Here is a 23,931-nt window from a genome sequence, read left to right on the forward strand (position 1 = left end):
GGCATTCGCGACCAATCGCCGCCAGACGCCGAACCTGCAAAGTACTGAACTCCAACACCACACCCGCTTCACCATGAACGCTCCCCTGCTGCCCGCCCAAGCCCTGAACGCGAAGATTTCGGTCGCCCCCCAACTCGCACCGGAAGCCATGGCTGCCGCTGCAGCGGCCGGCTTCCGCTCCGTCATCAACAACCGGCCTGATTTCGAAGGCGGCCCGGAACAACCGACCAGCGCCGTCATCGAAGCCGCCGCCCGCGCGGCCGGTCTGCAGTACGCCTACCTGCCGGTGTCGGGCGTCTACCAGACCCCCGAGGAAGTCGCCGCGTTCCGGCAACTGATCGACACCCTGCCGGGTCCGGTGCTGGCCTTCTGCCGCAGCGGCGCTCGTTCGACCAAGCTCTACAGCCAGGCCTGCGAGCTGGGCTGATCGGCACATCGGCACATCGGTCGGACCTGGGACCTCGCGTGAGCACGGCCAGCGCCACGTCCATCCGCACCGAGCCGCGAGGCGTGCGCGCGCTGCGTCGCCAGTTGCTGCTGCTGGCGGTGCTGCCGCTGCTGGCCTCGCTGCTGCTGATCGCGCTGGCGGTGCGCCACCAGACCCAAGAGCTGGTGCGCAGCGAGCGCGAACTGGTCGAGTCGGCCTATATGTCGAGCAAGAAGAACGAGCTCAAGCGCTCGGTCGACCTGGCCCTGAGCGTGATCCAGCCGCTCTACGACACCGGCCGCCACGACGAAGCCATCCAGGCTGAGGCCAAGCGCCTGCTGCGCTCGCTGGACAACGGCGGCGGTGACCAGTACTTCTTCGCCTACCGCTTCGACGGCGAGTGCCTGGTGCTGCCCCCGCAGCCCCATCTGGTCGGCCAGAACCTGTGGGAGATCCGCGACCGCGACGGCCGTCCGGTCGTGCAGTCGCTGATCGCCAAGGCCCGCGAGGGCAGCGGCTACTTTCAGTACGTCTGGAACAAGCCCAGCCTGCGTGCCGAGGTGCCCAAGCTGGGCTATGTCGTCGGCCTGCCGCGCTGGGGCTGGATGATGGGCTCTGGCATCTACCTCGACGATGTCGGCATCACGCTGCGCGAGCTCGAACAGCGGGCCCACGCCAACATCTGGACGACCATGGCCTGGATCACCGCCATTGCGCTGCTGGGCATCGCACTGGTCGGCGGTTGTGCGCTGGTGCTCAACCTCAACGGCGCGCGGGCGGCCGATGCGCAACTGCAGCTGATGGCGCGTCAGGTCGTGCAGTCGCAAGAGGCCGAACGGGCCCACCTCTCGCGTGAGCTGCACGACGGCACCGGCCAGACCCTGGTGTCGATCAAGCTGCTGATGGACAGCGCCATCGGCCAGTTGCGCCGGCTGGGCCCTGAGGGCGCACCGGCCACGCTGGACAAGGCGCGCGACCGGATCGAGGACGCGCTCGGCGAGATCCGCACGCTCTCGCATCGGCTGCGCCCGCCGCTGCTGGACACCTTCGGCCTGCCAGCTGCCCTGCGCCACCTCGGCGAGGAGTTCGCCGAACACGCCGACCTGGCCTTCTTCCTGCGCGAGCGCGGCCCGGCCATCGACCTGCCCGACGAGATCAAGACGGTGCTGTTCCGCGTCACCCAGGAGGCGCTGACCAACATCCAGCGACATGCCCGCGCCAGCCGGGTCGACCTGCGGCTGGTCAACAGCGCCAGCGGTCTGCGCCTGACGGTGCAGGACGACGGTGTCGGCTATGACGCGGAGGCCCTGCGCGACGACCCGCGCCGCGGCATCGGCCTGCGCAATATGCATGAGCGGCTCGCCTCTATCGGCGGCCAGCTGCGCATGCAGTCGCGGCCTGGCACGACCCGGGTGATCGCCGATGTGCCGCGCGCAGCGATCCGGCGCTTCGCACCACCCGCAGGGGTCGCGGGCGACGCGGCCGGTGTCACGTCCCACACGTCCCACACGTCCACTAGGCTCGCCGATGCGCATCGTTCTGGTCGATGACCACGCGCTGGTGCGCGAGGGCGTGAGGGCCCTGCTCGCCAGCCAGCCCTCGCTGCAGGTGGTCGGCGAGGCCGCCCAGGTCGACGAGGCCCTGAGCCGCATCGCCGAGCTGCAGCCGGACCTGGTGCTGATGGACATCGGCATCCGCCAGTCCAACGGCATCGCCTTGACCGCCGAACTGATGCGTCGCCACCCCGGCCTGGCCGTGCTGATGCTCAGCATGTACGACAACCCCGAATACGTGCACCAGGCCCTGCAGGCCGGCGCGCGCGGCTATGTGCTCAAAGATGGCCCGTCCAGCGAGATCTTCGCCGCCATCGAGGCGATCGCCGCCGGCGGCAGCTACCTGAGTGCCGAGCTGACCCGCACGCCGGTGGTCGCCGCCGACGAATCGGCCCGGCCGCTGCTGTCCGAACGCGAGAGCGAGATCCTCAACGCGCTCGCCCGCGGGCTGTCGAGCAAGCAGATCGCGGCCCATTTCGACCTGAGCGTGCGCACCGTCGAGACCCACCGCCAGAACATCCGCCGCAAGTTGCGCATCGCCGGTCAGGCCGAGCTGATCCGCTATGCGGTGGAGCGTTGCCGGACCCTCGGTGACGACGCAGCCACCTGACACCTTCACGTGCGTAGTGCCGCGTAGTCGTAACACCCGATGCCAGACATCAGGGTTTTCGAGTGTCATACGGCCCGCACGAACCGGGCTCATCCCGCCCGGTTTCGCGTCTGCGGAACACCCCGCCGCAACCCTTCCCTTTCGACGTTCCTGCCCCTTCCGGAGGTCTCTCCTTGACTGCCTTGCTGAACATCTCCAGGCGGATCGACGCACTCAATGAGTTCGTCGGCCGCTGGGTGGCCTGGCTGGTGCTGGCGGCCGTGCTCGTCTCCGCGTCCAACGCGGTGGTGCGCAAGGTCTTCGACACCAGTTCCAACGCCTTCCTCGAAATCCAGTGGTACCTGTTCGCGGCCAGCTTCCTGCTCGCCGCCGGCTACACCATGCTGCGCCAAGAGCACGTCAAGATCGACGTCGTGCTCAGTCGCTTCAGCAAGCCCACGCAGATCAAGGTCGAAGTCTTCGGCATCGTGGTCTTCCTGTTCCCGCTGGTCATCGCGGTGATCGACCTGGTGGTGCCGTTGGTCATCAAGGCCATGGTGTCGGGCGAGATGTCGTCCAACGCGGGCGGCCTGATCCGCTGGCCGGTCTATGCCCTGGTCCCCGCCGGCTTTGCACTGCTGGGCCTGCAAGGCATCTCCGAACTGATCAAGCGGGTGGCCTTCCTCAAGGGCCTGATCGACGACCCGACCCAGAAGAAGGGCGTCAAGACCGCTGAAGAAGAACTTGCCGAAGCCATCCGGGCTCAGGCTGAAGGAGCCCGCAAGTGATGGAATTCTTCTCTGCGAACATGGCCCCGATCATGTTCATCGGGCTCGTCATCTTCCTGTTGATGGGCTATTCGGTCGCGTTCTCGCTCGGTGCCTGCGGCCTGCTGTTCGGCCTCATCGGCATCGAGATGGGCATGCTGCCCGCCTCGCTGATGCAGGCCCTGCCGCTGCGCATCTTCGGGATCATGCAGAACGACACGCTGCTCGCGATCCCCTTCTTCACCTTCATGGGCCTGATCCTCGAACGATCGGGCATGGCCGAAGACCTGCTTGACACCATCGGCCAGCTGTTCGGCCCGATCCGTGGCGGCCTGGCTTTCGCGGTGATCCTGGTCGGCGCCATGCTGGCCGCGACCACCGGCGTGGTGGCCGCGTCGGTGATCTCGATGGGCCTGATCTCGCTGCCCATCATGCTGCGCTACGGCTATGACCGCCGGCTTGCCAGTGGCGTCATCGCCGCCTCGGGCACGCTGGCGCAGATCATTCCGCCATCGCTGGTGCTGATCATCATGGCCGACCAGCTCGGCCGCAGCGTGGGCGACCTCTACAAGGGTGCGTTCATCCCCGGCTTCGTCCTGACAGGTCTCTACATTGGCTATGTGCTCCTGATCACGTTGTGGCGTCCGAACTGGGCCCCGGCCCTGCCCGTCGAAGCGCGCGTCTACCGCGAGGCCAGCGGCAGTTCCGGCCTGCCCTCGCTGGGCTTGCTGACGCTGCTGTCGGTCGGACTTGCTGTCGCCTTTGCCCAGACCCGGCCGGACAACACCCCGACCGACGAGTTGATCGTCGTGTCGATGTGCGTCGGCGTGGGCGTGGCCTTTGTGCTGGCGGTGTTCAACAAGGTCACCGGGCTGAAGCTGCTGTCGAAGATGGCGGAGCGCGTGACCTTCGTGCTCATCCCGCCGCTGGGCCTGATCTTCCTGGTCCTGGGCACGATCTTCCTGGGCATCGCCACGCCGACCGAGGGCGGCGCCATGGGTGCCGTCGGCGCCCTGGCCATGGCCATCGGACGCCGTCGTCTGGACATGCGCCTGCTGCGTCAGGCCATGGACTCGACGATGAAGCTGTCGACCTTCGTGGTCTTCATCCTGATCGGCTCGACGGTCTTCAGCCTGAGCTTCCAGGCCGTTGACGGACCGAAGTGGGTCGAACACCTGCTGACCAGCCTGCCCGGCGGCCAGCTCGGCTTCCTGATCGTGGTGAACATCCTGATCTTCGTGCTGGCGTTCTTCCTCGACTTCTTCGAGCTGAGCTTCATCGTCGTGCCGCTGCTCGGCCCGGTCGCCGAGAAGCTGGGCATCGACCTGGTCTGGTTCGGCGTGCTGCTGGCGGTCAACATGCAGACGTCCTTCATGCACCCGCCGTTCGGCTTCGCGCTGTTCTACCTGCGCAGCGTGGCACCGACCGAGGACTACAAGGACCGCGTCACGGGCAAGACGGTCCCCAAGGTCACGACCGGCCAGATCTACTGGGGCGCCGTGCCCTTCGTGGTGATCCAGATCATCATGGTCGGCCTGATCATCGCCTTCCCGAACCTGGTGTCTGGGGGGCTGGACAAGAAGGAAGAGGTCAACGTCGACAACGTCCAGATCGACTTCCAGGAGCAGGCGCCTGCCGTCGACCCCTCGAGCCTTCTGAGCCCTGGCGGCGCCAGCGGAGCCGCCTCCGCTGTCGAAGAAGATCCGATGGCGATCTTCGAGCAGCAGGCCAAGGACGAGAAGAAGTAAGCCCGCCGAAGCCGTCTGCACCACGGACGGCTTCAACACGGAAGGCTGCACCTCACAGGCGGTGGCCCTGCGCCAGCGGGTCCACCGCCTGTCTCTTTTTGGCCTGCGAACGGCCGATCCTCAAGCAAGTCCGGATGTTGCGGCGCGACGGCCTGGTGCATTGTGTTGGGCATCTTTTCCGGAGTCCTCACCATGTCCCACGCCATCGTCCCCTCCTCCACCCTGCGCCACGTCGCGCTCGCCACCGCCGTGGCTGCCGCCTTGGGCGGCCTGAGCCTGCAGGCCGTCGCCCAGGAGAAGATCAAGGTCGGCTTGATGCTGCCCTACACCGGCACCTTCGCCGCCCTGGGTGTGGCCATCGAGAACGGCTTCCGTCAGTACGTCGACGAGCAAGGCGGCAAGCTCGGCGGCCGGGCGATCGAGTTCGTCAAGGTCGACGACGAGTCTGACCCGGCCAAGGCTGCCGACAACGCCAACAAGCTGGTCAAGCGCGACAACGTCGACGTGATGGTCGGCACGGTGCACTCCGGCGTCGCCCTGGCCATGGCCAAGGTCGCCAAGGACAACGACACGCTGCTGATCGTGCCCAATGCCGGCGCCGACGCCATCACCGGCCCGCTGTGTGCGCCCAACATCTTCCGCAGCTCCTTCTCGAATTGGCAGCCCGGCTATGCGATCGGCAAGGTCGCGGCCGAGCGCAAGTTCAAGACCGCCGTCACGCTGACCTGGAAATACGCCGCTGGCGACGAGACCGTGCGCGGCTTCAAGGAGGCCTTCGAAGGCGGCGGCGGCAAGGTCGTCAAGGAACTCAACCTGCCCTTCCCCACCGTCGAGTTCCAGGCCTTGCTGACCGAGATCGCGGCGACCAAACCCGACGTCGTGTTCGTCTTCTTCGCCGGTGGCGGCGCGGTCAAGTTCGTCAAGGACTGGTCTGCTGCCGGTCTGAAGGACAAGATCCCGCTCTACGCCTCCGGCTTCCTGACCGACGGCACGCTCGAAGCCCAGGGCGACGCGGCCGCCGGCATCATGACGGCGCTGCACTATGCCGACGACCTGAGCAACAAGCGCGATCAGGCCTTCCGTCTGCAATACGCCAAGACCTACAAGCTGCAGCCCGATGTCTACGCGGTGCAGGGCTACGACGCCGCCCAGCTGCTGGGCGCCGGCCTCGCGGCGGTCAAGGGCGACATCAAGAACCGCGACGCCCTGGTCAAGGCCATGGAAGCCGCCCGCATCGACAGCCCGCGCGGCCCCTTCACGCTGAGCAAGGCCCACAACCCGGTGCAGGACTTCTACCTGCGGCAGGTGGTCGGCAAGGTCAACAAGAACGTCGGCTTGGCAGCGAAGGGTCTCGCCGACCCGGCGCGTGGCTGCAAGATGTGACGAAGAGTGGGCCTGCCGCCGGGTGCCGTGAACACGGGCTCGATGAGGCGGCCCACGTCGCCACGCCGGACCGCCCGGCGCGTTGAACGCGGTTTCGGGCAAGTTGCCCACCGGCACCAGCCCGTCGGACACAGCGTGTCCGACCTACCGAAAGCCGGTGTCGCGAGGTAGCCTCGGTCGTCCATTCCCAGGTAGGTCGGACAACCCGTGTCCGACGGGCTATTGCCATCAGCCACCGAACCAGATCGTTGGCCGATGCCCAGAACGCCATGCCGGACCGCCCGGCGCGTTGAACGCGCCTCCCCCATGCGGGCTATCACCCCAGCAAACGCCCCCTCAACCCGCTCGCCCGCCGTGTCCGGCGCGACAAGGCTGCATCGAACACTGCAGCATCGGGGGCGATCAGCGTGAAGGCCAGGCGGGCTCGCGTGATGCCGGTGTAGACCAGCTCGCGGCTCAGGACCGGGTTGATGCGTGGCGGCAGCACCAGCACGGTGTGGCCGAACTCGGAGCCTTGCGACTTGTGGACCGTCATCGCCCAGGCGGTCTCGACCGCGCTCAGGCGGCTGGCGAGCACCGAGCGGACCTGGTCGCCGTCGAGGAACCAGACGCGCAGCGGCTCGGGCTCATGCGATGAGCCAGCGGGCTCCAGAACCGCGCCTCCGCGTGCACGCTCGCCGGGTGGCTGGCGCAGCGCGATGCCGATGTCGCCGTTGTAGACGCCCAGCGACGGGTCGTTGCGGGTGACCATCACCGGCCGGCCCTCGTACCACTCGCCTTGGCGCGCGATCAGGCCGTCGCGGCGCAGGGCGGCTTCGACGGCGCGGTTCAAGCCTTCGACGCCCCAGTCGCCCTCGCGCACCGCGCACAGCACACGGCTGCGGTCGAAGGCGCGCAGCACCTCGCGGGCCCAGGCTTCGAGCAGCGCCGGGTGGGCTTCAGCGGGCACGGCGGACAGGGTCTTCGGACCGGGACGCTGTCCGGCCAGCACCTGCAGCATCTGGCGATAACCGGCACCGGCGGCCGACACAGCCTCTGCGGCCTCTGCGGCCTCCGCGGCCTGGCTATCGGCAGGATCGACCACACCGTCCGCCGGTCGCCCGGCCAGCGCAACCTGCACAACCAAGGCCGGGTCGACGCCGCTCAGCGCAGCCACGGCCGGGCTACGTTGCACCCGGTCTGGCCGGGCGCCTTGCTGCGGCCAGCCCAGGCACGCGCGCGCCTCGGCCAGCGCCCCCGCATTCACCGCACGCGCCAGCGCGCCGATCGCGCCGGCAAAACGGTGGCTGTGGCGCAGCTGCACGGTTTGCGGCGCCAGCACGCTGGCCTGCCGCTCGCCCTCCGTCTCGTTCGCCGTCTCGTTCGCCGCCACGCCCGGCATCGACGGGCCCATGCAGGCTGCGAGCCAGGCCGCGTCCGCCGCCGGCAAGGCCACGTCGACCGCGTCAGCGCAAAGGTCGCCCAGCACCGCGCCGGCCTCGACCGAGGCGAGCTGGTCCTGGTCGCCCAGCAGGACCAGCCGGGCGCCGTCGGGCAAGGCGCGCAACAGCGCGGCCATCATCTCGAGGTGGACCATCGAGGCCTCGTCGACCACCAGCAGGTCCACCTCCAGCGGGCGCTGGGCATGGCGGGCGAACTGGCGGGTGCCGGGCCGGGCGCCGAGCAGGGCATGCAGGGTCTGGGCATTGGCGGTGCCGTCGACCAGACCGTCCCAGTCGAGTTGGCCTTGCAACGGCCCCCGCAAGCCGTCCAACGCGCTGCGGATCGACTGTTGCAGCCGGGCGGCCGCCTTGCCGGTCGGTGCGGCCAGGGCGATGCGCAAGGGCCGTGCGGCCGGTGCCAGCGCCTGTTGCCGCTGCTGATCGGCCTGCAGCAAGGCCAGCAGGCGCGCCACGGTGTAGGTCTTGCCCGTGCCCGGCCCGCCGGTGATCAGCGTGAGCCGGCCCCGCAAGGCGGTCGCGCAGGCGATGCGCTGGTGGTCGATGCGGTCGGCCGGCAAGGCGCCGAACAGGCGGTCCAGCCAGCCCCGGACCCAGGCCGGATCGGGACGCAGCAAGGTGTCGAGCGGGCCATCGGAGGTGACCCGCCGACGCAGCGCCAGCGCCACGGTGACCTCGTCGCGGTGGTGACGACGCAGGTAGAGCCGCGCGCCGTCGAGCAGCAGGGGCGCGGCCTGCGGGTCGCCCGGACCTGCACGGCGTGCATCGTCGACCGCGCCACTGCCCAGCAAGGCGGCCTGCCAGTCGGCCACGGTGCGCGCCGGCAGGCGCTGCAGCGTCGCGGCCAGTTCGGCTTGCGCGGCCACCGGGCCGGCCAGCCAAGGGTCGTTGAAGGCCGAAGGCGGCGCGAGCAACTCGTCCAGCGGCAGGCAGGTGTGGCCACGCCCTTCGTTGTGGGCCAGCAGCGCGACGGCCAGCGGCAGCACGGCATCGGCTTGCGGGCATTGGGTGACCAGCAACCGTGCCAGCGCGAGATCCAGCGCACGCAGCCAGCCGGATTCGACCCAGCGGGCCAGGTCGGCGAGCACGTCGTCGACAGCGGTCGTTTCGTGGATCGGGTCGCTCATGCATCACGCTCCGCATCGACCGGCTCATGCACCGCGCCACCTTCGCCCAGCGCAGCCTCCAGCTCGGCCAGGGCGTCGGCATCGGCCTGCAGCCACACACAGCCCGCCGCAGCACCGCGCCAGCCGCGCAGGAAGACGTAGACCGCACCGCCGAGGTGCTGCGTCGGGTCGTAGGCATCACCCAGCCGATGCCGCAGCAGGCGGTGCAGCGCCAGCAGGTAGACGGCGGCCTGCAGCTCGTAGCGGTGCGACAGCATGGCGGCGTCCATCGCGGCCGGCGTGTAGGCGGCATCGTCGTCGCCGAGCGCGTTGGACTTGTAGTCCATCACCCACCAGCGCCCGTCGTGTTCGAACACCAGATCGGCATAGCCCATCAGCAGACCCTGCAGCGTGCGCCGGGCCAGGATCGGGCGCGGCTGACCGGGCAGCAGGTGGCGCTGGCAGATGTCGTCCAGCCGCTGCGGGTCCAGCGCCGGGCTGGGCAACCAGAACTCCATCTCGGCCAGCATCGGGCCGACCTCGCACAAGGCCGCGCCCAGTGGCGGCAAGCGTGTGTGCAGAAAGGCGCGCAGCCAATCGGCCAGGCCTTGTGCATCCGCATCCGCATCCGCATCCGCATCCGCATCCGCATCCGCAACCGCATCTGCATTCGCGTCGGCATCGACCGTTCCAGCGATCCGGACCTGCGCCAGCGCCTGTCGGCAACGCCGCTTCAGCGCCGCCTGAACCTCGGGCGTGTCGACCTGGTCGAACCCTTCTTCGGCCAGCCACTCCAGCAGGTCGTGCAGCAGGTTGCCGGCCCGCGCTCCCCGGGTCCAGCGGTGCCACATGTCCCGCGCGGCGGTCCGGGTCGGCAACGCCAACTCGCCCGCCGCCGCGCGCCATTCGTCCAGACTGCGTTCGGCCTGGACCCGGTCGGCGTCCAGTGCCCGCAGGCTCGGCGCCGCCGCCGCCGCGTGGTCGCCCTGCTTGTCGCGCACCAGCGCGCTGAAGCTGCCGATGCCCCAGCGGCGTTCGAAGGTCGCGTCATAGGCCGAGGGCGGCCGCAGCGGCGCCAGCGTGCGGGTGTCGCGCCAGGCCCGGCGCGACGGCGGGCCGACGAGCGGCTGGACCTGGATCGCCGGCTGCGCATCGGCCCAGCGCTGCAGCGCGAGTCCGAGCTGGGCCGGGTCGTCCGGCGTTGCGCCCATCAGCAACCACGTCAGCGCGGACGTCGGCGCGGCCTGCTGGCTGTTGCGCGGCACCGGCAAGCCCACACCCAGCCACAGCGCATGGCGGGCGCGGGTCAGCGCCACGTAGAGCAGCCGCAGGTCCTCACGCAGGCGCTCGTGGCGCGCCCGCTCGATCGACATCGGGCGGCAGAGGTAGTCCAGCTGGCGCGTGCCCGTCAGCTCGTCGACCCATTCGACCGGCTCGGTGCGGCGCGGCTTGACGTCGCGCACGGCATGCGCGAAGGGCAGCATCACGACCGGGTATTCCAGCCCCTTGGACTTGTGCACGGTGACCACCTGGACAAGCTGGGCGTCGCTTTCCAGCCGCACGACATGGGCCTCGGTGTCGCTGACGACGGCTGATGTGCCGGCGGCAGCGCCCAGTCCGGCACCCCCGTCGCGGCCACCGCCCTGCACCTGCGCGGCCAGCCAGCGGATCAGGGCGCCCGGCCCTTCAAGACGCGCGCTGGCCGATTGCAGCAGCTCGCCGAGGTGCAGCAGGTTGGTCAGGCGACGCTCGGCGCCCCGGCCACGGCTGTGGCTGTGTTCATCGGCTTCATCGGCATCGTCTTGCACCGTCTCGTCGGCCAACCAGCGTTGCGGCAAGGCCAGCGCGTGCAAGGTCTGGCGCAACAGGGTCAGCACGCCTTGCCGTTGCCAGACGGCCTTCAGGCGCAACAACAGCGCGACGCGGCGGTCCCACAGGCGTTCGTCATCCAGGTGCGCGGCCAGTTCGGCCAGCGGCAGGTCCCAGCTGGCGCAGCCATAGGCGGCGCGGGCCAGCACGCCGTCCAGGGGCTGGTCGACCGCACGCAGCCAGCGCAGCAGGTCGGCGGCCTCGGGGCTGGCGAAAACGCTGTCCTTCTCCGACAGGTAGACCGAAGGGATCGAGCGCCGCGCCAGCGCACGCCGGATCGCCTCCGCCTCGTGCTGGTCACGGACCAGCACGGCGATGTCGCCCGGCCGCAAGGGCCGGCTCGGCAGGTTGGCGTCCAGGTCTGCCCAGCCGGTCGTCGGGTCCGATAGCCATTCGGTCAAGATGCCGGCGGCGTGTTCGGCCAGCAAGCGGCGCAACGGACGCTGGCCGAGCCGGGCCGGCAACCAGCCCGCCTGCAGAGCGGGCAAGGCAGCGCCCGCGCGCAGCAGCCGATCGTTGCGGCCCTGGGCACGGACCGGCTCGAAGGGCAAGGCCTGCGGGCCGTTCCGGCCCAGCGCGAAGGCACCCTCGGACCGTTCGGCCTCGGCCTGCACAAAGACCTGGTTGACCGCATCGACCAGCGCCTGCGTCGACCGGTAGTTGGTGTCCAGCGCATGGTGGCGGCCGGCGGTGGCGTGGCGGGCGCGCAGGTAGCTGTAGATGTCGGCGCCGCGAAAGCCGTAGATCGACTGCTTCGGGTCGCCGATCAGCAGCAGGCCGGTCTCGGCGCGGTCCTGGGCGCTGCGGTAGATGCGGTCGAAGATGCGGAACTGCAGCGGCGAGGTGTCCTGGAACTCGTCGATCAGGGCGACCGGGAACTGCGCTCGGATGCGCTGGGCCAGCACCTCGCCCTGCGGGCCGTGCAAGGCCGCGTCCAGCCGCAGCGACAGGTCGGCATAGCCGAACCGGCCGGCCCGGCGCTTGAGCGCGGCCAGCCGAGCCGCGATGGCGTGCGCCGCATGGCGTTGCAGGGCCTGGTGCAGCGGTGTGCGCGCGTCGAGTTGCTCCAGCAGCGCCACCACGTCGTGGAAGACCTCAGGTGGCGCCAGACGCACGCCGGCCTTGAGCGTGTCGGCAAAGCCTTCGTGCGTCAGGCGATGCCGCGCCGTCTTGCTGAGTGCGACACCGGCCGCATCTGGCGAGGCCGCCCAGTCGCGCACCGGGTTGCACCAGCTGTCGACGTAGCGACGCTGCACCTTGCTGCCATTGAAGGGCTTGTCCTTGTCGGCCATGCGGGCCATGAACCAGCCACGCAGGTCCTCGATGCGCGCCGCCCAGCCGGCCTTCAGCTGGGCCAGTTCGGCACGCTGCTCGATGTCGATCTGCCGCAGCCAGTCGGCCAGCGACAAGCCCACGGCCGGCTCCAGCGCATCGAGCCGGTTCAGCAGGCTCACGACCTGAGCCTCCAGCGCGTCGACGGTCGGCCAGAGCGCCAGCACGGTGTCCAGCGCAACAGGGTCCAGCGGGTAGATCTCCTGGCGCCAGTAGTCCTGCACGGCCTGGCGTCGCCGGCCGATCTCATCGGCTTCCAGCGCCTCGTCGAAGAGCTGGGCGCTGTCGAAGGCATGCTCGCGCAGCATGCGCTGGCACCAGGCGTCGATGGTGTGCACCGCCGCGTCGTCCATGGATTCGGCCGCCAGCGCCAGCCGGTGGCCGGCCTCTCGGCGGGCCGGGCCGTCGGGGTAGGCCGCCTGCAGCTGCTGCAGGAAGGCATCCGCCTCGGCCAGCGGGGTCTCACCCCGGAAGCAGCGCGCGGCCTCCAGCAGCCGGGCGCGGATGCGGTCGCTCAGCTCGCGGGTGGCGGCGCGGGTGAAGGTCATGACCAGGATCTCGCCGGGCGCCAACGCCCTCGGCGGCGCGCTGGCCGCGTCGCCGTGGCCCAGCACCAGACGCAGCATCAGCGCGGCGATGGTCCAGGTCTTGCCGGTGCCGGCGCTGGCCTCGATCAGCCGGCTGCCGTGCAGCGGCAGGGTCAACGGATCGAGCGGCACGGCGGTCGGATGCAGGGCTTCAGTCATCGCCGGCCTCATCGTCGTCTTCGGCGCCACCGGCGTCATCAGGGTCAGCGCCGTCGGCGGCCATCTGCGGCAAGCGGGTGACGCGCACGCAGGCCGGGTCGAGGCTCCAGCGCAGCAGCGGCATCAGCAGGTCCTCGGCAGCGGCCTGGAAGGCGTCCGGATCGGCCAGCAGCGCCTCGGCATCGGGCCACAGCCGCGCCAGCGACGGGTCGTCGCGCTCGGGCGTCGCGCCGGAGCGGAAACCGCCGCCGTCGTAGGTCTGGGCAACGGCGTCCCAGACCTCCTCCTTCCAGGGCAGGCCGGACAGGCCCTCGATGGCCTTGCGGCAGCCCGCCAGACCGGCGCGCAGGGCCAGCGGCAGCGGCTCGCGGCGCGCGCGGGCCCAGTGCATCAGCAACGACTGCAGCGCAGCGCGGGCCAGCTCGGGCGCGGGCGCCTGCATCTCGATGCGGGCGTCGCGGCCGATCAGCACGGCGCGCAGCGGCTGGCCGCCGGCCGCTGCCGCGATCAGGGCCAGCCAGGCCGGCAGCAACTTGTCGGCACGCGGCAGCGGGCGGCTTCGGGACTTGTTCTGGATCAGCTTGCTGGCGCTCAGGTCCAGCCAGACCGGCACGACGGGATTGGCCAAGTCTTCGGCCAAGTCTTCGGCCAGATCTTCGGCGGGAACATCAGCGGGAACATCGGCAGGGACGCCATGCAGGCCGTCGAGCCAGTCCGACAGCTCGATGCGCACGCGTGCGCCGGACGGATCCACCCCTTCCAGGACGTGCCGCAGCGGCAGGGCCGGCAAGCGGCGCGGCAGGGCCGCCCGCTCGCGCCGCCAGGCCGCCAGCAGCGGCAGGCTGGTGTCGACGAAGTGGCGTTGCCAGCGCTCGCCCAGGCCGGCCAGCGGCAGACGGCCCTCGCGCTGCAGGGCGGCGGCGGCGGCCTGCAGGGTCGCGAGCAAGGTGTCGCGTTCGGCCGGGGTGATCGGGGGGGTGATCGGTAGGCTGTCCGGCAAGGCCGGCCCCCCCGCATCGACCGGCACGCCCGCCTGCCCGTCGGTCGCATCGAGCCGGCCGGCCTGGGCGATCAGCAGGCCCAGCAGCTGGTGTTCTTCCAGCGCGTCGACGGTCATCGGCTCGTCGTCGGGCGCCCGCTCGCGGTCCTCGTCGACCGCATCGAGCCGGATGCCCAGGCGCTCGACCAGGAGATCGCGGGCAGGGTTGCGCAAGAAGCGCTGCAGGCGCTGGCGGTCGACGGACAGCGTTGCTGGCGCGGCTGCGACCGGCGTGTCCCCGGTGGTCGATGCAGCCAGCGGCGGGCGTTCATGCACGGCCCGCCACTCGACCGCGTGTGTGGCCAGGCGCGGGGCGGTGTCGCTGGCGAAGTAGGCCCGGCTGAAGGGCTGCAACGGGTGTTCGGTGGTGATGCGGGCCAGCACCGCCGCGCCCCAGCCAGCGGCGATGTAGTCGCGCAACTGGCCGACCAGCACCGAGGGCGGCTGCGGGCTCTGGTCGCGCACGCTGCGGCCGACCCAGCTGACGATCAGGTGGCGGCGCGCACTCAGCAGCGCTTCAAGCATCAGCATGCGGTCGTCGTCGCGGCGGGCCCGGTCACCCGGCCGGCGCTGGCCGGGCAGGCCCAGCAGGTCGAAGTCGGCCCGTGGCGCACGGCGCGGGTAGTCGCCCTCGTTCATGCCCAGCAGGGCGACGAGCTGGAAGGGAATCGCCCGCATCGGCATCAGCGTGCAGAAGGTGACGCCGCCGGCCAGGAAGCGGCTGCGCAGACCGGGTTCGGCCACGCCGGACAGCCAGGCCTCGCGCAAGACCGCCAGCGGCACGGACTGGTCAAAACGGGCCTCGTCGGCGTCGCGGACCCAGCGGGCAAGCGCTTGTTCGAGCGCATCGTGCAGCTCGCGCTCGGCATCGTCGGCGGCGACAAAGACATCGGTCAGCAGCCTGCGGGCGCGCTCGGCCCAGGCCGCGGGCGTGGCGCTGTCGCGGGCGTCGCGCCACCAGCGTCGCAACACCTCGATCAGCGCATCGAGCGCACCGGCCGCGCTGGCGCTCAGGCCAGCCACCTCCGGGTAGGGCGCGATGTCGTGCCAGGGCGGTGCGGGCGGACGTCGGTCGCCAGCGCCTTCCCGATCGAGATCGAGATCGAGATCGGCATCGATATCAACATCGACAGCGAGATCGCGTTCGCCCTCGTCCGCATGGTCCAGCGCCAGGTCGCCCGCCGCATAGCCCAGCAGCATGCGGCTCAGGCCGAAGGCCCAGGTGTTGGCCTCGCCGCAGGCCTGCAGGTCGAGGCTGGCGCGGTGTTCGACATCCAGGCCCCAGCGCACGCCCGCACCGGCCAGCCAGCGCGACAGCACGGCGCGGTCCTCATCGGCCAGCCGGAACCGGCGTGCCAGCGGGGCGACCTCCATCAGCTCGCGCAGCTCGCTGGCGGTGCAGCGCTGTTCGGTGATGCGCAGCAGCCATTCGAGCGCCAGCAGCATCGGGTGCCGGCCACGCGGGCGCAGGTCGGCGATCTCGTAGGGGATGTGGCGGGCATCGCCCGGCGGCACGGCACCGAACACGGCATGGACCAGCGGTGCGCTCGCCTCGATGTCCGGGACCATCACGACGATGTCGCGGGGTGCCAGCGTGCCACGCGCATCGGCCAGGCGGTCCAGCAGGCGGTCGTGCAGGACCTCCAGCTCGCGCAAGGCGCTGTGACAGCTGTGGAAGACCAGCGAGTCGTCGCCGGGCGTCAGCAGCTCGGCTCCGGCCAGCTCGGCGTGTTCTGTCAGCGGCACGGCGTCGCGGATGCGGGCCTGGACCTGCGCCAGCAGCGTCGTGCCGGGCGCGTCGTCGAACACGTCCACACGCGGCAGCTGGCTGCGCAAGGCGTCCGATTCGTGCGCGCCGAGGCGTTCCTCGAAGTCGTCGAGCAGGCGCAGGAAATCGCGCCCTTGCCGTCCCCAGCCGGCCAGCAGCGGATGGCCCTGTGCGTGGGCATCGGCCAGGTCGATGGCACCAAGGTCAACGCCGGACCGGTGCGGCAGGCGGTGGTGGCGCGCGCGCAGCAGCTCGCGGCCGTCGATCAGGTCGGCCCAGTGGTAGCGGCAGGGGTTGGGCACGGCCAGGATGACCTGGGCCCGGCTGGCCAAGGCGGCCAGCGCCTCCAGCGTCTGGCCCGGCAGGTGGCTGTGGCCGAACAGCACGACGCGGCGCGGCAGTGGCCGGCGCGGCGCCTGCCCCTCGGCCAGTGCAGCGACAAAGCGGCGGTGCACGGCAGGGCGGATGCCAGCGAGCACGTCGCGGGCGTCATGGCGGGCGTCTTGGTGGCCATCGTGGCGGTCGATGTCGTCGACAGGGTCGGTCCGCACATCCGCGACCAGCGCGCGCCACAGCGCCGGCTGCCAGGCTTGTTCGGCCGGCAGCTCGCGGGCGATGCCCCGTGCGTCACGCAGCACGTCGCGGCCGTCGGTCCAGTCGGCCAACCAGTCGGCGCGGTAGACCTGGTACTGGTCCAGCAGGTCGGACAGGTGGCGGGCCAGTTGCAGGCGACGGGCCAGATCGGGCGCAGCGTCGGCCCTGGCCTCGTCCACTGGCCCAGCCAGGAACTGCGCCAGCGGCGCCATGCGCACATCGGCGAGCAGTTCGGGCAACAGACGCATCAGGCGCCAGGTCAGCGGGCCCTCGTCCAGGGGCGAGCGGGCGGGCGCGCCGTCGCGGCCCAGCATGGCGCGGTAGCTGCGCCACAGGAAGCGGGCCGGCAGTTCGACACGGGTGGCCGCGCAGATGCCACGGCGCTGCGCCAGGCGCATCTTCAGCCACTCGGCGATGCCGTTGCTCTGGACCAGCAGGACCTCTTCTTCGAGCGGCGCCAGCGGCGTCTGTGCCAGCCAGTCGAGCAAGACCTCCAGCAGGTCCTCCAGCCGGTTGCCCTGCAGCACCAGCAGCCCCGGGGTGAACGGGGCGGCGTCCTCGCGGGCTGGCATCAGCCGTTGTATTGGCCGATGGCGGCCTGCAGGCGCTGCTGCAGCTTGTTGCGCAGGGCGGCGGGCGCCTCGACCTTCACGTCCGGTCCGTGGCGCAGCAGGTCCATCAGCAGCTCGGTGTCGTCGGTGTACGGCAGCTTCATGCGCAGCCGGCCGTCGGCCTGGGGTTCGAGCACCTGGCGCGGGTGCCACAGCTCGTTGGCGACCCACTGGGCGGCCTCTGCGCTGAACATCAGCGTCGCTTGCTTGACGTCCTTGCCGCCGTAGATGCCGTAGCCGGCGTCCAGTTCGGCCTCGACCGTCTTCATCGCGACGTCCTTGGCGCGCTGGGTCAGGCCTTCGGCCTCGCGCAGGGCATCGAGCGCAAAGCGGCGCAGGCCGTCGGATTCGTGGCACCAGGCGTCCAGGTACCACGTGCTGCGGTAGTGAACGAGGCGCAGCGGCGAGACCGCGCGCTGCGATTCGCTCTGCTTGCTGCGGCTGTAGTAGGTGATCTGCAGGCGGCGCCGTTCCAGCAGGGCGCTGGCGACACGCTCGAAGAACTTGCCGACCACCGGGCGCTGGGCCGGGTGGACGATGCGCACCCGCCGCATCAGCTCGCGGGCCTCGCCCTCGCTGGTGCCCAGCATGCCGTGCAGCTTGTCCAGCAGCGGCGCGAGGTGACGACCCAGCATGCCGGCGTTGTCCAGCCCCTGAATCAGGTGGTGCAGCGTCAGCAGCGCGTGGATCTCGCGTTCGCTGAACCACACGCCCGGCAGCTCGTGGCTGGCCTCGCGGGCCTTGCCACCGGCGCCCCGGCCGGTCGCCTGCTCGAAGCGGTAGCCATTGCTGTCGCGGTCATAGACGATGGGCGCGTCCATGCGGCTGCGCAGGTAGTCAAGGTCGCGCTTGAGCGTCGCGCGCGACACCTCCAGCTCGTCCATCAGCGTGGCAAAGCTGACCGAGCCGCGGCTCTTGATCAGCATCTCGATCTTGTAGAAGCGTTCGGTGCGGTCCATCGTCGTTCTCCATTCCCTTGCCAAGGGGTCACGTCCGGATGGTGGCTCAGGCCCTGAGCCCGGCCGGAGAGCCCTGTCGAACCATGTTAATGGCGCCCGGGTGGGCTTCGAGCCTGCGCATGATCCCGCAGACCGGGGGGCGCGGCCAGCCGTCGCGGCGGCGCATCGCAGCTGCCAGCCACTCGCAACCGATTGCGAGATCGGCCCGCCGCAGTGGCTCACGTCTTGAGCCACCCGACCCCGAAACTGCAACCCAAGCCGGACAAACCCGCCCGGTCGCTGCAGGAGATCCCGATGTCCGATCGTGCCCTGAACCCCGCTTGCCACGCGGCCGCTGCCGCCGCTTCCGCGGACGCCTTCGCCGTCGTGTCCCACGACATCGGCCGCGACTTCGCCCGCCATGGCCTGCCGCTGCCCGGCGGCCTGGCCCGATCCGGCGACCCGATGTGGTGCGGCTGGCTGGCCGGTCAGGCGCTGTTCGGCCTGCGGCCCTGGCCGGCCGACGAGCGCACCCGGCGTTGGCTGCACCTGCGGCTGCAGGCGAGCCTGCGCGGCGAGGCCTTCGAGCCCTGCCGCGTCACGCCGCACCTGGTCGGCCGCATCGACGCCAGCCATTGCCCGGTCACGCGGCGCCGGCTGGATACCGCCGCGCTGACCGAACCGGCACGCACCCCACATCCGGACGATGCCCGGCTCGTCACGCTGGACCGCCGGCAAGGGGTCGACGCCGGCCTGCTGGTGATGCTGAGCCGCCGTGCGGCGGCCGTGCTCGACAGCCACGACCTGGACGACCTGAGCGATCGCAGCGTGGCCATCGAAGGCCTGGACACCGCCCAGCGCGAACGCCTGGCCGCGCTGCTCGGCTACGTCACGCCGATGTCGCACCCCGAGGCCGCCGTGCGACCGCTGCGTGTGCTGCCGCCCAACCGGCTGCAGCTGGCCCAGCCGGTGCAGGCCCTGCAGGCATTGCTGAGCCGGCTGCTGCTGCGCAGCGGCTGGACCGCACGGCTGCAAGGCTGGCAAGCCCTGCTGCCGCACGCCGCCCAGCGCGATGCACTGCAGCGCTTCTTCCTGGCCCTGCTGGCCAGGGTGCTGGAAGCCGGTCATGCCGCCGACCCGCTGCAGCGCCGCTGGGCCATCGAGGACGCTTGGCGCGACCCCGAGGTGCTGCGCCTGTGGACCCGACTGGCGCTGCAGCTCGACGCGGCGTCCTGCACCGCGCTGATCGAACGCGCCATCGCACGGGGCCTGTGCGACACCGCCGTGCTGTGTCACCCGGATGCCGACACGCCCGCGCCGCAACGCCCGGTGCGACTGCTGCCGCCGCTGCACCCGTCAGTACGCACGGCAGCACGCACGACGGCACGCCCGTTGGCTCGCCCGCTGGCACGCAGCACGCCCGCCGTCGGCCGACCACCCCTGCCGCGCTCGACCGGCTTGCGCCTGGCCCATCCGGTCCAGCTCAGCCTGCCCTGGGCGGCCTGACAACGCGATCGCGCGGCCCACCGGGCTGTTACGCCGGTGTGACACCCCGTGGGTGGTGGCAACAAGCCGGCCAGTTCGGCGCTTTGGGCATGGGGGCGCTGTCTACACTGACGGTTCCTCGCCCGCCCCTGAACCGCGCCCGATCTGCCCATGCCCTTGCCCGCCCGGCTCCGCCGCCCTGTTCGACGCTCTGCGGCGCTGCTGGTCGCCTGCTGGCTGGTGCCGGCCTTGCTGACCTGGCAGACCCCAGCCCATGCAGGTGGTGATCTGGCGCCCAGCCAGAGGCTGATCGTCAAGTACCGCGAGGCCGCGCCGACCGGCGCTGTGCAGGCCCGGGTCCTGTCGCTCGATCGGACACGACCCGACGCAACGGACGACGACGAAGCCCCCGTGCGCCGCGCCGGGCCCCTGTCCCAGCGTCACCGCCTGAGCCTGCGCGACGGCCCGCCGGTGGGCACGGCCGGGCAGGTGCTGCTGGTCGATCCGGGTCAGGACGGCCAGGCCATTGCCCGCCAGCTTGCGGCCGATCCAGAGGTCGAATACGTCGAGGAAGACCGACGCGCCTGGCGGCATGCGGCGCCCAACGACCCGCTCCATGCGGGTGGTGCGGGCACCAACCCGGTCGCCGGCCAGTGGTATCTGCGCACGCCCGATGCCAACCTGCGCGCCGCCGCCAACCTCGACAACGCCTGGTCGATCAGCACCGGCAGCGCCGACGTGGTGGTGGCCGTGCTCGACACCGGCGTGCGCCCGGACCATCCGGACCTGGTGGGCAAGCTCCTGCCGGGCTATGACTTTGTCAGCGACGCCTATGTCGGCAACGACGGGAACGGCCGCGATGGCGACCCGAGCGATCCGGGCGACTGGGTCGTCGCCAGCGACCGCCGCACAGGGGTCTGCGCCGATGCGGCGCTTGATCCCAGCAGCAGCTGGCACGGCACGCAGATGGCGGGCTTGATCGCCGCGTCGACCCACAACGGCATCGGCATGGCGGGCACCGGTCGGCACGTGCGCATCCTGCCGGTGCGCGTGCTGGGCAAGTGCGGCGGTTTCACGGCCGACATCGCCGACGGCATCCGCTGGGCGGCCGGCTTGAGCGTTCGTGGTGTTCCCGACAACCCGAACCCGGCGCGGATCATCAGCCTGAGCCTGGGCGGCAACAACGCCTGCTCGGCCACTTACCAGTCCGCGATCAACGACGCGCGGCAACGGGGTGCCGTGGTGGTCTCGTCAGCGGGCAACGAAGGCGTGGCCGTCGGCGACCCGGCCAACTGCGCGGGCGTGATCGCGGTCGGCGGGGTCGACCACGACGGCCACAAGTCCTATTTCTCGAACCTGGGCAGCCGGGTCACGATCAGCGCACCCGGGGGCGATGGCGCCTGCGTCGCGCTGAGCTGTCTCTACCCCATGCTCAGCACCGTCAACCTCGGCACCACGGGCCCCGGTGCGAGTGGCTACACCAATGGAACGACCAACCGGGCAGCGGGCACCAGCTACGCAACGCCCTTGGTGGCCGGTGTCGCGGCCTTGCTGCTGTCGGTCCGGCCGGAAGCCTCGGTGGCCGAGCTGACGGGCTACCTGACGGCCAGCGCCCGCGCCTTCCCCGCCGCCAGCGGCGACGTGTCGACCTGCAGCAGCGTGACCACCAGCGCCCAGCTGGCACGCTGCGCCTGCACCACCGCCACCTGCGGCGCCGGCCTGCTCGACGCCCAAGCCGCGCTGACGCGCGCCCTGGCGACGGGACAGGCGGTGGCCACCATCGAGCCGTCCAACACCCAGGTCGATCCTGGCACCACCGTCGTGCTCGATGGGGGCCGCTCGCGGCCCTTTGGCGCCGTCCGATACCACTGGGAGCTGGTCGAAGGCAGCGGCATCGCCAGCTTCGGCAGCAACCGCACGGACACGGCGGTGACGACGCTCGACATCAGCGCCACCGGCATGGTCAAGGTGCGCCTGACGGTCTGCCCGACCAGCGCCCCCACCTGCAACACCCAGGTGAGTGGCAGTCGCAGCAGCACCGTGATGCTGCGCGCCGGTGACGCGGCGGTCAGCATCGCCTCGGCCGACCGCGGCAACACCGGCGCAGGCGCCCTGCAACCCGGCTGGCTGTTCGGCCTGGCCTGCGCGGTCATGCTGCTGGCCTGGCTGCGGCGCGAGCCCTTGCGGCTCGCGGCTCAGGACGCTTGAACATGGCGAGCGCGGACGCGCCGCCGCCGGGTGGGGCGGCGCAGCGCGTCATCGCCATCCACCCCGCCGCCCCGACCAAGCCCGCCTGGGGTCAACCCTGCAACGGCTGCGGCGTGTGCTGCCTGCAGGAACCCTGCCCCGTCGGCGCCCTGCTCAGCCACAAGCGCCACGGCGCATGCGACGCCCTGCGCTGGAGCGAAGCCGACGCCCGCTACCACTGCGGCCTGCTGAGCCAGCCGCGCGAGGTGCTGCCCCGATGGCTGCGCCCGCTGGCCGCGCCGATCTCACGCGCCGCCCGGCGCTGGATCGCGGCGGGCATCGGCTGCGACTGCGACACCGAGGTGATCGGTCAAGCCTGATCGCCCAGCCCGGCCATGAAGCGCATGTGGCGCCCGCCAATCGGCTTGGACATGGCCATCTCGATGCATGCGGTGCCCGGCAATCCGCAGACCTTCACGATGTCGACGTCGTTCAGGTGAGCGCCCTCCCCTTCGCCCGCTCCTCCTCCCTCAGCCTCAGCACCCGCCGCTGCACCTTGCCTGTCGTGGTCATCGGCAAGGCGTCGATGAACTCGATCTCCTTGGGGTATTCGTAGGGCGCCAGCTTGCCCTTGACGTGGGCCTGCAGGGCCGCGACGAGGGCGTCGTCGGCGACGTGACCGGGGGCGACGACGACGTAGGCCTTGACCACTGCACCGCGCTCGGGGTCAGGGCGCGGGACCACCGCCGCGTTGGCGACGGCCGGGTGGCGGACCAGGCAGTTCTCGACCTCGCTCGGCCCGATGCGGTAGCCGGCGGCCTTGAAGACGTCGTCGCTGCGGCCCTGATACCAGAGGTAGCCGTCGGCATCCATGACCGCGGTGTCGCCGGTGCGGCACCAGCTGTCGGACGGGTCGCCGGTGAACTTGGCGCGGGTGGCGTCCTCGCGTTTCCAGTAGCCCAGGAAGAAGACCGGATCGGGCTGGCCATGCACGTCCAGCCGGTGCAGCGCGACGTCGCCGGGCGTGCCGCGCGGGCACTCGTGGCCGTCGTCGTCGATCACCGCGACGCGATGGCCCGGGTAGGCGCGGCCCATGCTGCCGGGACGCGCCGGCCAGCCCGGGTGCAGACGGCCGTCGCGGCCCTGGAAGGCGCCGCAGTTGCCAACGATGTAGTTGATCTCGGTCTGGCCGAACATCTCGTTGACGCGCACGCCCAGCGCCTCGTCGCACCACTGGAAGACCGCATCGCCAACGGCCTCCCCGGCGCTCATCACCGCCCGCAGCCGCAGGTCGTAGACCTCGCGTGGACGTGGCACCGCCTTCATCATGGCCTTGAGCGCGGTCGGGAACAGGAAGGTGTTGGTGACGCGGTGGCGCTGCATCAGCTCGAAGGCGCGTTCGGGCGTGAAGCGGGCGCGCAGGCCGACGATGGGCACGCCCAGGTAGAGACAGGGCAGGAGCGCGTCCATCAGTCCGCCGGTCCAGGCCCAGTCGGCGGGGCTCCAGAACACGTCACTGGGCTGCGGGCAGGCGTTCTGGCTGCAGACAAAGCCGGTCAGGTTGCCGATCAGCGCGCGGTGTGGGATCAGCGCACCCTTGGGCGGGCCGGTGGTGCCGCTGGTGTAGATCAGCACGGCGGCATCGTCTGCGGCTGTGGCCATGGCGGTCTCGATCGGGTGACGGTGTGCCAGCAGCTCGGACCACTGCGCATCGACCGGACCGGGCACCTCGCCCACGGCCACCAGCGTGGCCAGTTGCGGGGCCTCGGCGCGGGCCTGCACCAGCGCCGACCAGGCCGAGTCGTCGGCGATGGCCAGGCGCGCGCCGCTGTCGGCCAGCCGATAGGCCAGCGCCTCCGGACCGAAGAGCATGGACAGCGGCATCGCCACCGCCCCGATCGCGCAGATCGCCAGATGCGCCACCGCGGTCTCGGGCCGCTGCGGCATGACGATGGCGACGCGGTCGCCCGGCGCCACGCCCCGATCGCGCAGGCTGGCCGCCAGCGCGCCGGCCTGGCGCCACAAGGCGGCGCAGCTCAGGGCGCCGTCGGGGCCGTCGATCGGGCCGTCGGCGTCTTCGGCCAGGATGGCGATGCGCTCGGGCGTCTCGCGGGCCCAGCGCTCGCCGCAAGCCTGGGCGATGTTGAAGACGGGTGGCACCTGCCAGCGGAAATCGCCGTGCAGGGCGGCATGGTGGTCGGCTTCGGGAGCTTCGAGGGCGGTCGTGGCAGTGGACTTCATGTGCGTCAGCATAGGCGGCGCCTTCCGGCCCTGACACGTCGGGACGACCCGGGGTTGCAAGCCCTACGCGCAAGCTGCGGTGCAGCGGGCAAGGGCAGAATCCGCGCCC

General features: G+C 71.0%; 14 protein-coding genes. 9 read left to right on the plus strand and 5 right to left on the minus strand.

Features of this window, described 5'->3' with window-relative positions; genetic code table 11:
- The first annotated feature begins 73 nt into the window (after nucleotides 1-73).
- The 6 genes from EV685_RS06980 to EV685_RS07005 all read left to right on the plus strand — a co-directional run bounded on the left by EV685_RS06980 (nucleotide 74) and on the right by EV685_RS07005 (nucleotide 6,467).
- Complete coding sequence (locus tag EV685_RS06980; RefSeq protein ID WP_130481276.1) at nucleotides 74-427, plus strand: protein tyrosine phosphatase family protein; 354 nt, start codon at nucleotides 74-76, stop codon at nucleotides 425-427.
- A gap of 38 nt (nucleotides 428-465) precedes the next feature.
- Nucleotides 466-1,977, plus strand: a complete 1,512-nt coding sequence (locus EV685_RS06985) for a cache domain-containing protein (protein WP_130481277.1) — start codon at nucleotides 466-468, stop codon at nucleotides 1,975-1,977.
- Nucleotides 1,955-2,590: a response regulator transcription factor gene (locus EV685_RS06990; protein WP_130481278.1), complete on the plus strand. Its 636-nt coding sequence runs from the start codon at nucleotides 1,955-1,957 to the stop codon at nucleotides 2,588-2,590. The genes EV685_RS06985 and EV685_RS06990 overlap by 23 nt, the downstream gene beginning before the upstream one ends.
- A 173-nt stretch (nucleotides 2,591-2,763) precedes the next feature.
- Nucleotides 2,764-3,357 (plus strand): TRAP transporter small permease subunit, encoded by a 594-nt coding sequence (locus tag EV685_RS06995; protein WP_130481279.1) that lies wholly within the window; start codon nucleotides 2,764-2,766, stop codon nucleotides 3,355-3,357.
- The gene (locus tag EV685_RS07000) at nucleotides 3,357-5,084 is read left to right on the plus strand and encodes a TRAP transporter large permease (RefSeq protein ID WP_130481280.1); all 1,728 of its coding nucleotides are present in this window, start codon (nucleotides 3,357-3,359) and stop codon (nucleotides 5,082-5,084) included. The genes EV685_RS06995 and EV685_RS07000 overlap by 1 nt, the downstream gene beginning before the upstream one ends.
- A 192-nt stretch (nucleotides 5,085-5,276) precedes the next feature.
- Complete coding sequence (locus EV685_RS07005) at nucleotides 5,277-6,467, plus strand: ABC transporter substrate-binding protein (protein ID WP_130481281.1); 1,191 nt, start codon at nucleotides 5,277-5,279, stop codon at nucleotides 6,465-6,467.
- A gap of 316 nt (nucleotides 6,468-6,783) precedes the next feature.
- Here the strand turns inward: EV685_RS07005 and recD are convergent, their stop codons facing one another.
- The 4 genes from recD to EV685_RS07025 are packed head-to-tail and all read right to left on the minus strand — an operon-like array spanning nucleotide 6,784 to nucleotide 17,930.
- Nucleotides 6,784-9,033 (minus strand): exodeoxyribonuclease V subunit alpha, encoded by a 2,250-nt coding sequence (gene recD, locus EV685_RS07010; protein WP_130481282.1) that lies wholly within the window; start codon nucleotides 9,031-9,033, stop codon nucleotides 6,784-6,786.
- Nucleotides 9,030-12,959, minus strand: coding sequence for an exodeoxyribonuclease V subunit beta (gene recB, locus EV685_RS07015; protein ID WP_130481283.1), 3,930 nt, complete (start codon nucleotides 12,957-12,959; stop codon nucleotides 9,030-9,032). The genes recD and recB overlap by 4 nt, the downstream gene beginning before the upstream one ends.
- Nucleotides 12,952-16,932 carry an exodeoxyribonuclease V subunit gamma gene (locus EV685_RS07020; protein WP_130481284.1) on the minus strand — a complete coding sequence of 1,327 codons (3,981 nt, stop codon included), beginning with the start codon at nucleotides 16,930-16,932 and terminating at the stop codon, nucleotides 12,952-12,954. The genes recB and EV685_RS07020 overlap by 8 nt, the downstream gene beginning before the upstream one ends.
- Nucleotides 16,932-17,930 (minus strand): helix-turn-helix transcriptional regulator, encoded by a 999-nt coding sequence (locus EV685_RS07025; protein ID WP_130481285.1) that lies wholly within the window; start codon nucleotides 17,928-17,930, stop codon nucleotides 16,932-16,934. The genes EV685_RS07020 and EV685_RS07025 overlap by 1 nt, the downstream gene beginning before the upstream one ends.
- A gap of 294 nt (nucleotides 17,931-18,224) precedes the next feature.
- Here EV685_RS07025 and EV685_RS07030 point away from each other — a divergent pair, with 294 nt between their 5' ends.
- The 3 genes from EV685_RS07030 (at nucleotide 18,225) to EV685_RS07040 (ending at nucleotide 21,961) form a co-directional block, all read left to right on the plus strand.
- The gene (locus tag EV685_RS07030) at nucleotides 18,225-19,415 is read left to right on the plus strand and encodes a hypothetical protein (protein ID WP_130481286.1); all 1,191 of its coding nucleotides are present in this window, start codon (nucleotides 18,225-18,227) and stop codon (nucleotides 19,413-19,415) included.
- Between the two features lie 150 nt (nucleotides 19,416-19,565).
- The gene (locus EV685_RS07035) at nucleotides 19,566-21,602 is read left to right on the plus strand and encodes a S8 family peptidase (RefSeq protein WP_130481287.1); all 2,037 of its coding nucleotides are present in this window, start codon (nucleotides 19,566-19,568) and stop codon (nucleotides 21,600-21,602) included.
- 2 nt (nucleotides 21,603-21,604) lie between these two features.
- Nucleotides 21,605-21,961 (plus strand): hypothetical protein, encoded by a 357-nt coding sequence (locus EV685_RS07040; protein WP_130481288.1) that lies wholly within the window; start codon nucleotides 21,605-21,607, stop codon nucleotides 21,959-21,961.
- Nucleotides 21,962-22,073: 112 nt separating this feature from the next.
- Here EV685_RS07040 and EV685_RS07045 read toward each other — a convergent pair whose 3' ends face one another.
- Nucleotides 22,074-23,822 carry an acetate--CoA ligase gene (locus tag EV685_RS07045; protein ID WP_130481289.1) on the minus strand — a complete coding sequence of 583 codons (1,749 nt, stop codon included), beginning with the start codon at nucleotides 23,820-23,822 and terminating at the stop codon, nucleotides 22,074-22,076.
- Between the last annotated feature and the right edge of the window lie 109 nt (nucleotides 23,823-23,931).

This window comes from Sphaerotilus mobilis (assembly GCF_004216565.1).
GTDB classification, from domain to species: domain Bacteria; phylum Pseudomonadota; class Gammaproteobacteria; order Burkholderiales; family Burkholderiaceae_C; genus Sphaerotilus; species Sphaerotilus mobilis.